Annotated in this window: 11 protein-coding genes and 1 pseudogene; 6 read left to right on the plus strand and 6 right to left on the minus strand. The window is 69.1% G+C overall.

Annotated features, from left to right (window positions below):
* Positions 1-363: 363 nt before the first annotated feature.
* From LMU33_RS25180 to LMU33_RS25195, 4 genes are all read right to left on the minus strand, one after another.
* Positions 364-951, minus strand: a complete 588-nt coding sequence (locus tag LMU33_RS25180; RefSeq protein ID WP_228622880.1) for a TetR/AcrR family transcriptional regulator — start codon at positions 949-951, stop codon at positions 364-366.
* 1095 nt (positions 952-2046) lie between these two features.
* Positions 2047-2328: a nuclear transport factor 2 family protein gene (locus LMU33_RS25185; protein WP_228622953.1), complete on the minus strand. Its 282-nt coding sequence runs from the start codon at positions 2326-2328 to the stop codon at positions 2047-2049.
* Between the two features lie 629 nt (positions 2329-2957).
* On the minus strand, positions 2958-3884 hold the full coding sequence (locus LMU33_RS25190; protein ID WP_228622881.1) for a hypothetical protein: 927 nt from the start codon (positions 3882-3884) through the stop codon (positions 2958-2960).
* 4 nt (positions 3885-3888) lie between these two features.
* Positions 3889-4527: a papain-like cysteine protease family protein gene (locus LMU33_RS25195; RefSeq protein WP_228622882.1), complete on the minus strand. Its 639-nt coding sequence runs from the start codon at positions 4525-4527 to the stop codon at positions 3889-3891.
* Positions 4528-4775: 248 nt separating this feature from the next.
* Here LMU33_RS25195 and LMU33_RS25200 point away from each other — a divergent pair, with 248 nt between their 5' ends.
* A complete protein-coding gene (locus LMU33_RS25200) occupies positions 4776-5759 on the plus strand; it encodes a hypothetical protein (protein WP_228622883.1) in 984 nt (327 codons plus the stop codon).
* Positions 5760-6189: 430 nt separating this feature from the next.
* Here the strand turns inward: LMU33_RS25200 and tnpA are convergent, their stop codons facing one another.
* Positions 6190-6621, minus strand: a complete 432-nt coding sequence (gene tnpA / locus LMU33_RS25205) for an IS200/IS605 family transposase (RefSeq protein ID WP_228622884.1) — start codon at positions 6619-6621, stop codon at positions 6190-6192.
* 25 nt (positions 6622-6646) lie between these two features.
* Between tnpA and LMU33_RS25210 the strand changes: the two genes are divergently transcribed.
* The 4 genes and pseudogenes from LMU33_RS25210 to LMU33_RS25220 all read left to right on the plus strand — a co-directional run bounded on the left by LMU33_RS25210 (position 6647) and on the right by LMU33_RS25220 (position 9214).
* Positions 6647-7873, plus strand: coding sequence for an RNA-guided endonuclease InsQ/TnpB family protein (locus tag LMU33_RS25210; RefSeq protein ID WP_228622885.1), 1227 nt, complete (start codon positions 6647-6649; stop codon positions 7871-7873).
* Between the two features lie 29 nt (positions 7874-7902).
* Positions 7903-8154: pseudogene (locus tag LMU33_RS42235) on the plus strand (type I-E CRISPR-associated protein Cse1/CasA); the annotation flags it as partial.
* Positions 8155-8204: 50 nt separating this feature from the next.
* Positions 8205-8393 (plus strand): NucA/NucB deoxyribonuclease domain-containing protein, encoded by a 189-nt coding sequence (locus tag LMU33_RS42240; RefSeq protein ID WP_443728973.1) that lies wholly within the window; start codon positions 8205-8207, stop codon positions 8391-8393.
* A gap of 95 nt (positions 8394-8488) precedes the next feature.
* Positions 8489-9214, plus strand: a complete 726-nt coding sequence (locus LMU33_RS25220) for a hypothetical protein (protein WP_228622886.1) — start codon at positions 8489-8491, stop codon at positions 9212-9214.
* A 527-nt stretch (positions 9215-9741) separates the two neighbouring features.
* Here the strand turns inward: LMU33_RS25220 and LMU33_RS41725 are convergent.
* Complete coding sequence (locus tag LMU33_RS41725) at positions 9742-12186, minus strand: lysylphosphatidylglycerol synthase transmembrane domain-containing protein (protein ID WP_228622887.1); 2445 nt, start codon at positions 12184-12186, stop codon at positions 9742-9744.
* A 405-nt stretch (positions 12187-12591) separates the two neighbouring features.
* Here LMU33_RS41725 and LMU33_RS25230 point away from each other — a divergent pair, with 405 nt between their 5' ends.
* Positions 12592-12747, plus strand: coding sequence for a hypothetical protein (locus LMU33_RS25230; RefSeq protein ID WP_228622963.1), 156 nt, complete (start codon positions 12592-12594; stop codon positions 12745-12747).
* Positions 12748-12767: the final 20 nt, after the last annotated feature.

The following is a 12767-nucleotide window of genomic DNA, read 5'->3' on the forward strand; positions in this document are numbered from 1 at the left end:
CCGCCGTCCATGCAGGGCAGTTGACCGGTGCCCCGGATACGGCGGACACAGGGATCCCGCTGGTTGGCACCGGCGGAGCTGCTGCCGCTGTCATGAGCTGGACCAGGCTGCGCTTTGCGCACTACCGGCGCCTGCGACGGCTGCGGCGCTCCGGCCCGGCATGCGGGGGAGGGTCGTCGTGGCGCGCACCGCAAGTTCGATGTCCAGTTCTTGGTCTGCTGGTCGTACACCTTGCATGTGCGCCCTGACCAGCGCAAAGGGACCCGAGCGGGACAGAGATCGAGCGGTTGGTCCGCAGCCGGTCCGAATCCTGCTGCCGGGGCGCGGCGCAGGGACGGGCGTGAGTAGCGGCGGGCGCCAGGGTCAGGGTCGAGGCAGGTGGGAGAGCGCGGCGCGGCCGATCTGCAGCAGGGCCGAAGCGTCCATGTTCGTCTTGGCGAGAAACTCGATGCCCTGCAGGACGGCGAGGAGCAGACGTCCCAGTTCCTGCGGGTCGGCACCCGGATCCAGGTCTCCTTCAAGCTGCGCATCCCTCACGCAGGTGATCAGAAGGTCTTCCACGCCCTGATATGTCGTTCGGGCCCGCGAGACCACCTCCGGATCCTGGCTGTGCAACTCCGACGTGCTGTTGACCATCAAGCAGCCGCGCCGGTGCGCGTCTGCAGCGAACCCATTGGCGGCGCTTTCCAGGAGGAGGGTCAAGCGCTGCAGGGCCGGGTCCGGTCCGGTGAGGATCTGCCGGACGCCGGTCAGCTGCTCGTCGCGATAGCTGTCCAGTACCTGCAGGAACAACTGGTGCTTGTCGCCGAACGCCCCGTACAGGCTTCCCTTGCCCAGGCCAGTGGCGGTCATCAAGTCCTGCAGCGACGTTGCGGCATAGCCTCGGTTCCAGAACTGCTCGCGCACGGACTCCAGAACTTGGTTCTCGTCGAAGTTTCGGGGACGGCCCATAGGTGTCACATTACCTCTTCTGGACCTTTCGGTCCATATAGGCTTGCATGGGAGGCAACAGCGTCAGTCTTTCGGCTGGGTGCAGCGGGTTGGCTCGCTGACGCAGCATCGTGGCCCATTGCCACCTTCCGCCGAGGTCCGGGACGACTCGAAACAGTCCGATCAAGAACTCGCGCACATAGCTTCGGGACCGACCGTTCGGGTCGGGAGGTCAATGGATTCGAGGTACGGCAGTTCAACGGCGCCGTCCTCGGCAAAGAGGCACGAGGCGCATCTCGGGTTTGCGGTGTAGGCCGCGTAAGCGAGCAGCAGTTCCCGGGCACTCATCGTGGATTGCTCATTTCGCTGGGTGTGCGTCATGTCGCTGCACACGGCGTCCGCTCGGCAGGCCGGTTTTCGGGTCCCCCGGAGGATCGCAGTGGCGTGCATCTCCCACATGAGCACCTCGGCACCGAGCTGCTGCGGTAATGCGCTGGCCCTCAGCAGCCGTGATGCGTGCCGCATCTCCGTGAGCGATCCGTGAGCGAGCAGGTCGGAGCCCTCCAGGCAAGCGCGCCCTTGGCGACGACGAGATGAACGACAGGCACGGTCGCGTTGCGCAGGGGCTCGGCGGGACGAAGGCGCCCCGTGCACCGTGGCATGCTGACGGCTGATGGCCCGTATGCCGGAGTGCCTGGCATGCCCGATGCCAGGATGGCCCACCCGCCATGTGCGAGCTGGGCATTGATGTCCAATTGCTCGTACGCCGGGGTCACGTCGGCAGTGTCGGGCAGGACCCCCATCTGGACGAAGTGCACCGGGTTGCTGTGTTCAGGGTTGCCGGGCAGCGTCCACGAGTCGTTCGTCTTGCTGTGAAGAATGCCCGCGCCGGCGGTCATTCGCTGGGCGAGGCCCTGACCGGAGCCAGTCGGTGCGGGCGAGGTGGCGGGGGGAGGAACGGCGAAGGTCGATCGCAGCGCGCAAGGCGGCTTCCTTGAACGATGTGGAGGCCGGGCTTCTGCGCAAGGACACGGCGCAGGGGCCAGCCGCCGGCTACCGCGTCCGCGGCGCGAGGGCCGCTGATCGGCCTCGGGCGATGGAACGGAGATCAGGCCCTCACTGGGCGTATGCCTGAGCGACCTTGAAGGTGTCTTCGTAGAGATGCAGCTTGATGATCTCCCCGTCGGCGACCTGGAAGTGGATGGCGATGGGCATCTGATACGAGCGGCCCGTGCTTCTCGCCACTCGCGAGAACTCTCCGAGGAGGACAGCGCGGTCACCATCCACGACGAGAGCTTCGATGCTGTCGACGTTCTCTTCCGGAACGATGTGCTCGCCCAGTACGCGGAGGTAGTCGGCGACCTCGGCAGGTGTCGTGCGCCGGCCGGTCCAGGGCAGTTGTCAGAGAAAGTGGCAGGTGGAGCGCATCCGGCGCTGTGCGCCACTCGCGGCGCCGACGGCCGCTGCACGGGAGAAATCGGAGGACCGCGTGGGCGCCAAGACCCCGCGCTCCGCAAACATCTATTCGAGTAGAACAGATTCGGACCGACCGGTCAAGAATCCCTCGCGGGAGGGCGCTCACTGACTCGTCGCAATGCGACAGGATCGATCGTCAGGCCCTTTGTCACCACGCCGGGCGAAACGACGATCGTCTACAAGAACTGGGGAACCGGACAACCCGTCGTTCTCAGTCATGGCTGGCCGCTCAACGTCGCTTCCCTGATGTCGACCATGCGCCGCCAGTCGTTCAGGTCCGCGCCTGGAGCGCCCGGGCGGCATGAGACTGGCGTTGTTGACCTGGATGTCCGGGCGGCCCCAGCTCTCAATGGCCGCTCGAGCGCTCCCGCGGCGGCCTGCGTCCTCGGTGGTGGCCTCGGTCCACTCCACCGAGGCGGCGGTGGAGTGGACCGAGGTGCGGGTGCCGGGGGAGTGGTCAGGTGCTGGAAGTACGACGACAGCCGCTGACGCAGCCTCTCGGCCTTGCCCGCGTAGGAGACGCGGTCGTACTGGTCTGCTGGGGAGGCGGCTCAGCTGGCGCAGCGCGTCCGCCGCATGCGGCGGACGCCGAAGCAGGCTCCGAGCAGGGCGGCGACGGCCGTGGCGGCGGAGCCCGCGGTGATGGCTTCGCCGGCGGTCGCCGCGGCTGCGGCGGACGTGCGCCGGGTCGCGGCTGTACGGTCGTAACCGCCGCCTTCGCCCGCCCGGTCGTAGGCGGACCCCGGGAGCTTGTCGCCGTATTTCGCGTGTACCAGGCGTTGGTAGGCGCCCAGGGTCACGCCGCCCTTTCCCACGGCGCGTCGCGCGTCGGGGTCGAGCGGCAGCACACGGCCGTCTCGCACCACGTACCAGGCGTCGATCTGCGGTTCCCGGAAGACGGGCCCGAGGTCGTGCGCCTCGCTGACGTAGTTGGTCTCGTCACCGCCGGTCGCGATGTTGACGACTTTCCACCCCTTCTCCGTCCGTACCGTCCATACCGAGGCGACCTGGCCGTCCGCGGAGACGACCTTGCTCGCGATGAACTGTGGATCGGCGACAGGGGCGCCCGGGCGTCCGGCGACGAATCCCGGGTCCAGGTAGTAGACGGTTACCGAGGGTCCGACCAGGTGTGGCCCGGCCGCGCTCTGCGCGATCGCGCCATCGCGGGCGAAGAAGCGCGAGAGGGTGAGGAGGGTGGCTGGGGTTGACGCCGCCTCGCGTGCCTGAGCGGTGTCGGCGGCGGTGAAGGGCGTGGGGAAGTCGCCGGCGGCCGCCGCGTGGGCAGTGGCGGGGGTGAGTGCCCCGAGGGCCGCGGTGGCGGCGAGTACCGCGCCTGCCGCGCTTTTGCGGATGGGGTTGTGGCGGGCGGGGGCGTGTTTCGGTGCGCGGCGCTTCGATGACGGCGGTGTCGATGACGTGCCGCTCGATGACGCCAGGGTCGGTGGGGTCTGGATCGGCGACGTGCGGATCGGGATCACGGGGTCACGCTCCGATCCCGTAGAGCGAGTGGGTCCACGTGAACGAGTTGTTGTTCACGTAGTAGTCGTAATCCCCCCAGTTGTACCGGTAGTTGGAGGGCCAGGGGTCGCCCCAGTAGACCTGGCTGTCGGAGGTGTCGTAGCCGTACAGCACATGCATGTGCCCGCCTCCGGAGCTCCACTCGATGCGCGTCTCGATGGGGCGGTCGGCGTTGATCTCCTTCTGCACGGTGTTGTAGCGCAGGTAACCGCTCACGTACGTACCGGGGTTGATGCCCATCCAGTCGAGGGCGTTCTGCACGTCGTCCAAGGCCGCCTGCCAGTTGCCGCAGGTGCTGCCCTGGGGCCGGTTGAAAGCGGCGTCGCAGAACTGGTTCTGGGTGTAGTCGCGCCCGAACCACGACGCGATGGTGTTGCCGCTCGCCGCCCAGCACCAGTTGCTGTTCTGCTGCGCCTGCATGGTGATGTTGAGGCGCTTGGCAGTGGGAACGGCCGGGTGAGGGGCGGCTCGACGAGCGGTGTCCGCAGCGGAGACCGGAGCGGCGTGAGCGGTGGCCGTTGGCACCAGGACGGGCGTCAGGACGGCGACGGCGGCGAGGACCGCTGACGCCAGCCGTCTACGGCCCCGGGTGGTAATGGACATGGCGTTCCTCCCAGTCGGGGTGGGGGTGGAGGAGCGCGTCCGGACGCTGCGACAGCAGCATCGATCTCTTGTCGGGTGCCGGTCAATGAAGTTATCCACAGGGCTGGCGGCGAAGTGAACTCCACCCGTACGGTTGTGAACGCCGCAGCAGGTACCAACAGGTGGCAGCGCAAGTAGCGCCCCGTTCCGGGACGGGGAAGTGAACGTTCACGCTTGAGTGATCAGAGGGGGTGGGGGGGAGGGGCCCAATGGCAGCACACAGTGCCGATCGCCGTGTTACCCCGCGCCCCGGCGACCCAGCCCTCGGCTCGTCCCGCCGCCGCACCCCCGAGGCCGAACTCGCCGAAGTCCTGCGCACGGGCCCGTTCTCCGCCGCGCTCCGGGCCGCGCTTGCCGCACGGGGGCTGGCTCTGCATCGCGTGCAGCACCGGCTCGCCCAGCGCGGCATACGTGTCAGTGTGACCAGCCTCAGCTACTGGCAGCGTGGTGTGCGGCGGCCCGAGCGGCCCGAGTCGCTTCGTGCCGTCACCGCGCTTGAGGAGGTCCTGGAGCTTCCCCCGCACGCCCTTACCCGCCTGTTAGGCCCCCGTGCCACCAGCGACCATCCCCCGGCCCGTCCGTATCGCTCCCTTCTGGAGCCCGCCGCCGCGCTCGAATCGCTGCTGGGGAGTCTGGCGGCACCGGCGGACGGCGGGCTGCACACCGTGATCCACTACGAGCACGTGCATATCGGTGCCCACCGAGAGCTCGCCGCCCGCGACTCACACCACGTCGTACGGGCCCACCGCGATGGCGTCGACCGCTACCTCGCCATCCATCACGGCGACCCGGGCTGCGACCCGGAACAGGTCCGGGTGCGCGGCCTCGGCAATTGCCGGGTCGGGCGCATCCGGCGGCACGGGGCTTCGGGGGTGATCGTGGTCGAACTGCTCTTCGACGGGCGGCTGAGAGTCGGGGAGACCGCGGTCCTGGGGTACCGCTTCGAGGACGGAACCGGCGCGCCCAGCCATGAGTACGTTCGCGGCTTCACCTATGCCGGCGGCCAGTATGTCCTCCAGGTCGGCTTCGACCGCGCCGCACTGCCCGTCCATTGCCGCCGCTTCTTCCGTCGCTCGCCGACCGCCCTTCGCGAGGCGGTCGCCGATCTGACAGTGAACGCCTATGGCTCGGTCCACCTCGTGGAGCAGCAGATACGGCCGGGCGTCCTCGGCATCACATGGGAGTGGGACTAACAAGTCCTCACAGCAGTGCTTGATCATGTGACTGCCCGCTTATCCGCTTGTTGGGTCCGGTTGTGGGGAAGCGTCAGTCGCAGCCGTGGATCGTGGCGGATGAACCGTGGGCGCTGATCGAGCCGTTGCTGCCCAAGCCGGGCTGAAGCCGACCGAGGGACGGCCGCGGGGGCCGGACCGCAGGCGTTGTGCGGCTGGACGACGAGGACACCGCGGAGGAGATCCCCCGGTGGTACGCCCTGCGGCGGGCGGTACTGGGCGTGGGCCGGTTCGATCCGGACGCGGTCGACGCCTACTTCGACGAGCAGGTTCCGGCGGGGCGGTTCTACCTTTTTGATCTTGGCCAGTGCTCCGCCCTTTTGGGCGGGGGTGAGGGCCATCTCGGAACTGTTCTGACCCGCGCCAGGGGCACGGGTCCGCAGTGTTTGCCTCAGTCCACGGGGCGCTTCTGGTTCTCGATGTACTGCTTCACGACGGTCAGGGGCGCCCCGCCGCAGCTTCCGGCGAAGTAGGAGCCGGACCAGAAGTGTCCGCCCCACAGGTACCGGCGGACGTGCGTGTCGTACTCCTTGAGCAGGAGCCGGGCGGAGACGCCTTTGAGGGAGTTGACCAGCTTGGAGAGCTGGACCTTCGGCGGGTAGTGCACGAGCAGGTGTACGTGATCGTCCTCGCCGTTGAACTGCTTCAGTTCGGCCTCGAAGTCCTCGCATACCTCCCGCATGATCTCTTCGCAGCGCGTCAGTATCGCGTCCGTCATGGCCTTGCGCCGGTACTTCGTGACGAAAACCAAATGAACATGCAGGTTGGAGACGACGTGACGGCCGGTACGCACATCGGGATTTGGGGTCCAGCGTGGTGACATGAACCAAGTATGTATGGTGATCGCTATGCAGCTCAGGTACGGGTTCCGTCTGTACCCGAACGGTCCGCAGCGCTCGGCGCTGGCGAGGGCGTTCGGGTGCGCTCGGGTGGTCTTCAACGACGCGTTGCGCGTCCGTGAGGACGCTCGTGCCGCCGGGCTGCCGTCCGTCACCTCGGGTGAGCTGTCCAAGCGGCTCACGGCGTCGAAGAAGACACCGCAACGGGCCTGGCTCGGGGAGGTGTCGTCGGTGATCCTCCAGCAGTGCCTTCGGGACCTGGACACCGCGTACCGGAACTTCTTCGACTCCCTCAAGGGCAAGCGCCCCAAGATGGGACCGCCCCGATTCAAGTCCAAGCGGGACACCCGGCAGGCGATCCGCTTCACCGCGAACGCCGGATGGAAGATCACCCCCGGCGGAAAGCTGCGCCTGCCCAAGGTCGGCGACGTCCCGGTGAAGTGGTCACGCACCCTGCCGTCCACTCCCACCACCGTGACCGTCATCAAAGACAGTGCGGGCAGGTACTTCGCCTCATTCGTCATCGAGACCGGTCCCGAAGAAGCCCTCACCCCCGTCACGCCCGAGGTCGGCACAGACCTGGGCCTGGGGCACTTCGCCGTCCTCTCGGACGGCCGGAAGATCGACAGTTGGCGCTTCCTGCGCCGGGCTGAGAAGCAGCTCAAGAAGGCTCAGCGCGCCCTGTCCCGCAAGGAGAAGGGCAGCGCCAACCGGAATAAGGCCCGCATCAAAGTCGCCCGCGCTCACGCACGGGTGGCCGACGCACGGCGGGAGTTCCACCACCAGCTCTCCACCAAGCTGATCCGCGAAAACCAAGCCATCGCGGTGGAAGACCTGGCGGTCAAGGGACTCGCCCGCACACGTCTGGCCAAGTCCGTGCACGACGCCGGATGGTCACAGTTCGTGACCATGCCGGAGTACAAGGCCACCCGGTACGGGCGCACCTTCGTGCGCATCGGCCGCTTCGAGCCCACCTCTCAGGTCTGCTCGGCCTGCGGCGTCAAGGACGGCCCGAAGCCCCTGCACGTCCGGGAATGGACGTGTGCACAGTGCGGGGCCGTCCTGGACCGAGACATCAATGCGGCGGTCAACGTCGCCAAGGCGGCCGGACTGGCCGTGTCAGCCCGTGGAGCGCAGGTAAGACCGGAACCCCTACCGGCACAGCGCGATGAAGCAGGAACCCACCCGGAGCCACGCCCGACAACGGCGCGACAGACGGGAATCGCCCTCCTCTAGGTGGGCGAGGATGTCAATTTTTCGATCAGGAGCGGCCGTTTCTGCAGGATCCGCGGCTTGCCAAGGAGTGTGTCGACGCGCAGGGACGGCCGAACCCCTCGGGTGTGAACAATCTCGTGATGGGCCGTCCGACGGGGGTGAACGGCGCCGTGCTGTTCGGGCACTTCACGGACGGCGATCCGGTGCCGGTGATGGCGGCGGAGGCGGTGTGGCATCTGATCGCGCAGTTGTACTTCGGTCCGTCGGGGCAGTGCACACCGCGGCGGATCGCGGGTCGCAGGGACGGTCGGCTGCCACCGTCCCCCTGTGCCCACGCAGCGCACCGCCGGACATGCAGCGCGCCGGCCGCACCTCGTGCGACGAGTACCCGTTCGCCTCCACCTACGAAGGCGGCACCCACCTGCCCGCCAGCCACCGGGAAATCACCGGGCCAAGGTCAACGAGAACTAGGCCCAGGGCGGACGTATCACCGCGTGGCGCGGCCGGATGCACGTCATGGACCACGACCCCTTCCACGTGATCGTCTAACCGCGCCTACACTCGCCGCCAGGCAGGGTGCCCCGCATCCCACCGTGTTCGGGAAGCGGGGCACCTCTCCGACGAAGGAGGCTCTGCATGCTGCTGCGTGAAGCGACGTTCACCCTCGACGTCGGCGAACACGGCTACCTCATCGGTTTCGACGACGACTACGACTTCCCACCCGAGATGCCGTTCGGCTGGCGCTGCGGGCCTTTCACCGAGACCATCGCCGTCGTCCTGCCCGCCACCGACACCGGCCCGCTGCAGATGACCGTCCAGGCCCACGACGCCCCGCCCGGCCCTGAAACAGACGGCGGCTGGGAGCCCGCGGAGGAGATGAGCCTGCGGGCCGGCGCCCCTGCCCTGTGCCTCGCCACCATGGGGCAGGGCGACTTCTGGGACGCCTGGCCCGAAGAGGAACCACCTCTGGACGTGCCGTCGGCCGCCCAAGGCGGTGACTGGGTCCGCATGCGCCTGTACTGCCACGCCGACGACCCCAACCCCGGCATCGGCGACCACGGAGAACACCACCTGATCCAGCTCTGGCGCGCGTCGGCCACAGACCCCGTACACCCTCCACTCAGCGACGAGGACCGGCAGGCGCGGGCCCAATACGCCGCAGACATGGCCACGCCTGTCGAGGACTACACCACCGAGTACCCGATCCCCTACAGCGGCGAGAGCCTCGATACCCAGCCTCCGCCGTGTGCCGAGCACACCGGATCCGACGCCGCGGCACTTCAGCGTATGGGAGGCGGGGGACGAATGATCGGCTCGACCAGCTCAGCCCGCGTGGATGCCCCGCGGCGGGGTGACCGGTAGGCGGTGTGGCGATCGCGTTGACCGCGGTGGCGACTGACACTGACCCAACGGCGGATGGAGCAGGCTCATAGCTGGGACAGCGCGCAGGTCGCCTCCTCCGAGCGTGGAGGAGGCGACCTGCGCTCTACGGCGGGCTACTTGATGGAGAACCCGGCAGTGATTGCGGAGCATGCCTCGTCGAAGTGAGAGGTGAAGAGCAGTGCCTCCGTTATTGGAGCGGGAAGGGGCCGGGGGAGCGAAGCGCGCTGCGCGAGCCTCTCACACCGGTTTAGATCGACGACAAACCTCATCTGGAACCCCGCTCCTTTCTGGGGTCGCTGCGACCGCAGGCTCCGCACCCGCTCTGCGCTCGGTCCACTCGATGAGTGGGACTGCCTCGCTCACGGGGTAGCTCGGTGGGAGGCCTCGCGACTCGGTATCTGCGCAGACAGCGATCCACCGGATACCCGCCCGACTGGGGCCTGGGGCCTGGGGCCTGGGGCCTGGGGCCTGGGGCCTGAGGCCTGAGGCCGGCGACGGCAGTGGCGTCAGGCGTAGCCCTTGCGCTGTACGGCGCGCAGGGCCAGGGCGCCCAGTGGGACGTTCAGCCAGAAGGTGAGCAGCCGGTAGACGAGCACGGCCGAGGTGGCTGCGCCGGCTGTGACGCCGAGCGCGGTGAGACCGGCGATGAGGCCGGCTTCGAGGGCACCCAGTCCGCCGGGGACAGGAGCCGCGTTGGCGACGAGGCGTGCCGCCATGTAGACGGCGCCGGCCTGGACGAAGGGAAGATCACCGCCGAACGCGCGCACGCTCAACGCCAGTCCGACGACCTGGATGAGGGGCAGGCCCAGCGCGCCGGTGACGAGGAGAGCCAGCTTGGCGGGATCGGAGGCGACCCCCGTCACAGTCGACGCCGCCGCCCGCAGGAACGGCCACACCTTCTCGCGGAGGAAGCGCCGTCCGGCCGGGGTGACACCGAGCAGACCCCCTGCCGCGAGGGCCAGGGCGAAGGCCGGCAGCACATACCGGCCTACGGGCACGTGCAGGTGCACTTCGGTGTGGTGGCGTCCGGCCCAGGCGAGAAACCAGGCGGCGAGCAAGGCGTTGGAGACGGCGCTGACGAGACTCTGCAGGCCGACAGAGGCTGTGGCGGCCCCCGTCTCGATCCCCGTCTTCTGCAGGTAGCGCAGGTTGAGCGCCATGCCGCCGACGTTGTTCGGAGTGATCCGGTTCAGGAACGAACTGGCGAACTGCACCTCGTACGTGGGGCCGAACGGCAACCTGGCCGGAATGGTGCCCATTTGCAGGCAGGTGGAGAACACCTGGGAGATGAAGGTGACGGGCAGCGCCGCGAGCACCCACCACCAGTCGGCCTTTCGCAACGCGGCCACCACCGCTGGGGCACTGGCGAACTGCGGCAGCACCAAGTGCAGGACAAGGAATGCACCGGCCAGGCCGAAGATGGTCTTCCAGGTGAAGCGCGCGAGGGGCGCGAGGGGAGCGGGCTCGGCACCGGTCGCCTCCACGACCGCGGCAGAGAGGTCACGCAGCAGGCTCGGGCGGCCACCGGGGCGCACCGCGCGCCGCTTGGTGCCCGCTCCCGCCGCACGAGCGCGGGCCTGGTCGTGCCGGGCGACCTCGCGCCGTGCGGGGCCGAGCAGCGCGAGCGGCTGCAGGTAGGGCAGGGCTGTCGCCAGCAGCGGCGGGCCGAGGCTGGCCAACGCACACTGGGTGGCGCGCGGCACCCCTATGCGTGTCGCGGTGGTGGCCAGCAGTTCGGCAATGTCGCTGCCGAGCGCGTCGGGCGTGGCGCCCAGCCGGGCGCGTGCGAACGCGATGAGCCGGGACGCACCGTCCGGCTCGACGAGGATGTGTTCCGGGCGGAGCGCCCGGTGCGCCAGTCGGTGCTTTTGGAGGCGGGCCACGGACGTCCATACGCCGGTGAGTATCTGGTCGGTGATCTCCTCGCCCGGGAACGCGGACAGCGGACGGGCGGCGTGCTCGATCGTCACCAGGAGTGCGCCGCCCTTGGCCACCGGGTACGCGATCACCGGCTCGGCCGCACGGGCGCCGGTACGGCCTGCGAACACGAGCATGAGGAGTTCGTGCTCGACCGCGGCGAGCGGGGTATGCGCGTCCGTGTCGGCGGGGTGGCGCAGCAGCGCGAGCCGGGCCAGCCGGTGGAAGAGGTCGCGGTTGCGGTCCTCGGGGCCGAGCACCTGTACCGTGAGCCGCGCACCGGTGGTGGTCTCGGCGCCGTAGCCGACCCCTTCCCCGGAGCGATGATCGGGTGGCGGCGTCTCCCGCAGCGCGGCGAGCGGGATCCCGCACGCGACGAGTGCGTCGGCGACCGCCTGCGGGGCCGGCCGGTCCGCTGGGGCTCCGGCCAGCAGAAGTACGGCCGATCCGGCCACACCTCCTACGGCGAGCGCGGCGACTGCCTCCAGCGGCATGATGGCGGCGGCTGTGATGCTCAGCCCGGCGCACCCGACGGTCAGCGTCCACCACGTCCGCCGCAGACGCGTGTCCAGCCACGGACCTGCCGCCACGACCGCCGCAGCGCAGGCGGCCAGATACGCTGCCGGCGGCCAGCCGGCATCCACCAGCGCGCCCCGCCCCGCCAGCACCTGCGGCCATACGCCTGGTCTGCTACGCGTCATGGCCAGGTGGGTGACGGGCCACGAAAGCAGCACGCCCAGGGCCGCCGCGGGCACGACCCGCAAGATCGCGTCGCCCCGCCGCCGGAAGACTAGTACGCCGACGGCCACCACCGGCGCGACGACAGCGACCACCTGCACCGCCCCGAGGACACCATCGCGCAATCCCGGCGGTAGGGCGGTCGTCGCGTCGAGCAGCCCCTGCTGCATCCTGCGGGTGGATGCGTGCGCCGCGACGGCCGGCAGCACCGTCACCACCAGCACGGCGCCGGAGACGAGCAGCCGCGACAGATCGGCCGCCCGGCGCACGTGGCGCGACGGCGGGGCGTCGATCACCGGCGTTGCCGCCGTCTGAGCATCTCCGGCAGCAACGGAGAGTGGGAGGATGCCAGGGCGTTCATTCACAGTCGGCCGCCCAGGCGGATCCGGCCTTGGCCATGTCGGCTCCTCGTCGGTAGGCCGAGGCCCGAGGCGGGCTCTGGCGGGCACCGCCGCTTCATCCGACCAACCGATGCGGGCAGACGGGTCCGCTCTTCCGTCATTCGAGCGCGTCCGAGACCGGTCCGCAAACCCACGCCATCCAAGAGCAAGCGATGGGGTGCTGATCGGCCTTTGTCGCTGTCCCTCTGCATCTTGCTCGCCATGTGTCCGCCCGTGGCGACACCGCCCTCGAAGTCCTGGCCGGGCAGTCAGGGCGTAGGGCAGGTGCATCACCCCCTCGCTCTGCCAGAGGCTGAGGAGTTGGCAGCCAGAGTCGGCCTGGACACGGTGCCGGTCAAGGTGGAGGCACTGCGTTCGAAGGCGGAGCGCCTATTCGTGCTGGGGTGGTTGGCCGAGCGGCAGCCGGGCCAGTTCACCCTCGCCCAGGGCCCGGCCGGGCGAGGCGGCGCGGCATGAGCGGGTCACCGAGCGGTACA

The organism is Streptomyces barringtoniae (assembly GCF_020819595.1).
GTDB classification, from domain to species: domain Bacteria; phylum Actinomycetota; class Actinomycetes; order Streptomycetales; family Streptomycetaceae; genus Streptomyces; species Streptomyces barringtoniae.

Bases quoted from the DNA above. Each gene is read 5' to 3' on its own strand.
- tnpA (WP_228622884.1), bottom strand. From the start codon at position 6,621: ATGTCACCACGCTGGACCCCAAATCCCGATGTGCGTACCGGCCGTCAC.
- LMU33_RS25220 (WP_228622886.1), top strand. From the start codon at position 8,489: ATGCTGCTGCGTGAAGCGACGTTCACCCTCGACGTCGGCGAACACGGC.
- LMU33_RS42240 (WP_443728973.1), top strand. From the start codon at position 8,205: ATGCAGCGCGCCGGCCGCACCTCGTGCGACGAGTACCCGTTCGCCTCC.
- LMU33_RS25210 (WP_228622885.1), top strand. From the start codon at position 6,647: ATGCAGCTCAGGTACGGGTTCCGTCTGTACCCGAACGGTCCGCAGCGC.
- LMU33_RS25180 (WP_228622880.1), bottom strand. From the start codon at position 951: ATGGGCCGTCCCCGAAACTTCGACGAGAACCAAGTTCTGGAGTCCGTG.
- LMU33_RS25200 (WP_228622883.1), top strand. From the start codon at position 4,776: ATGGCAGCACACAGTGCCGATCGCCGTGTTACCCCGCGCCCCGGCGAC.
- LMU33_RS25195 (WP_228622882.1), bottom strand. From the start codon at position 4,527: ATGTCCATTACCACCCGGGGCCGTAGACGGCTGGCGTCAGCGGTCCTC.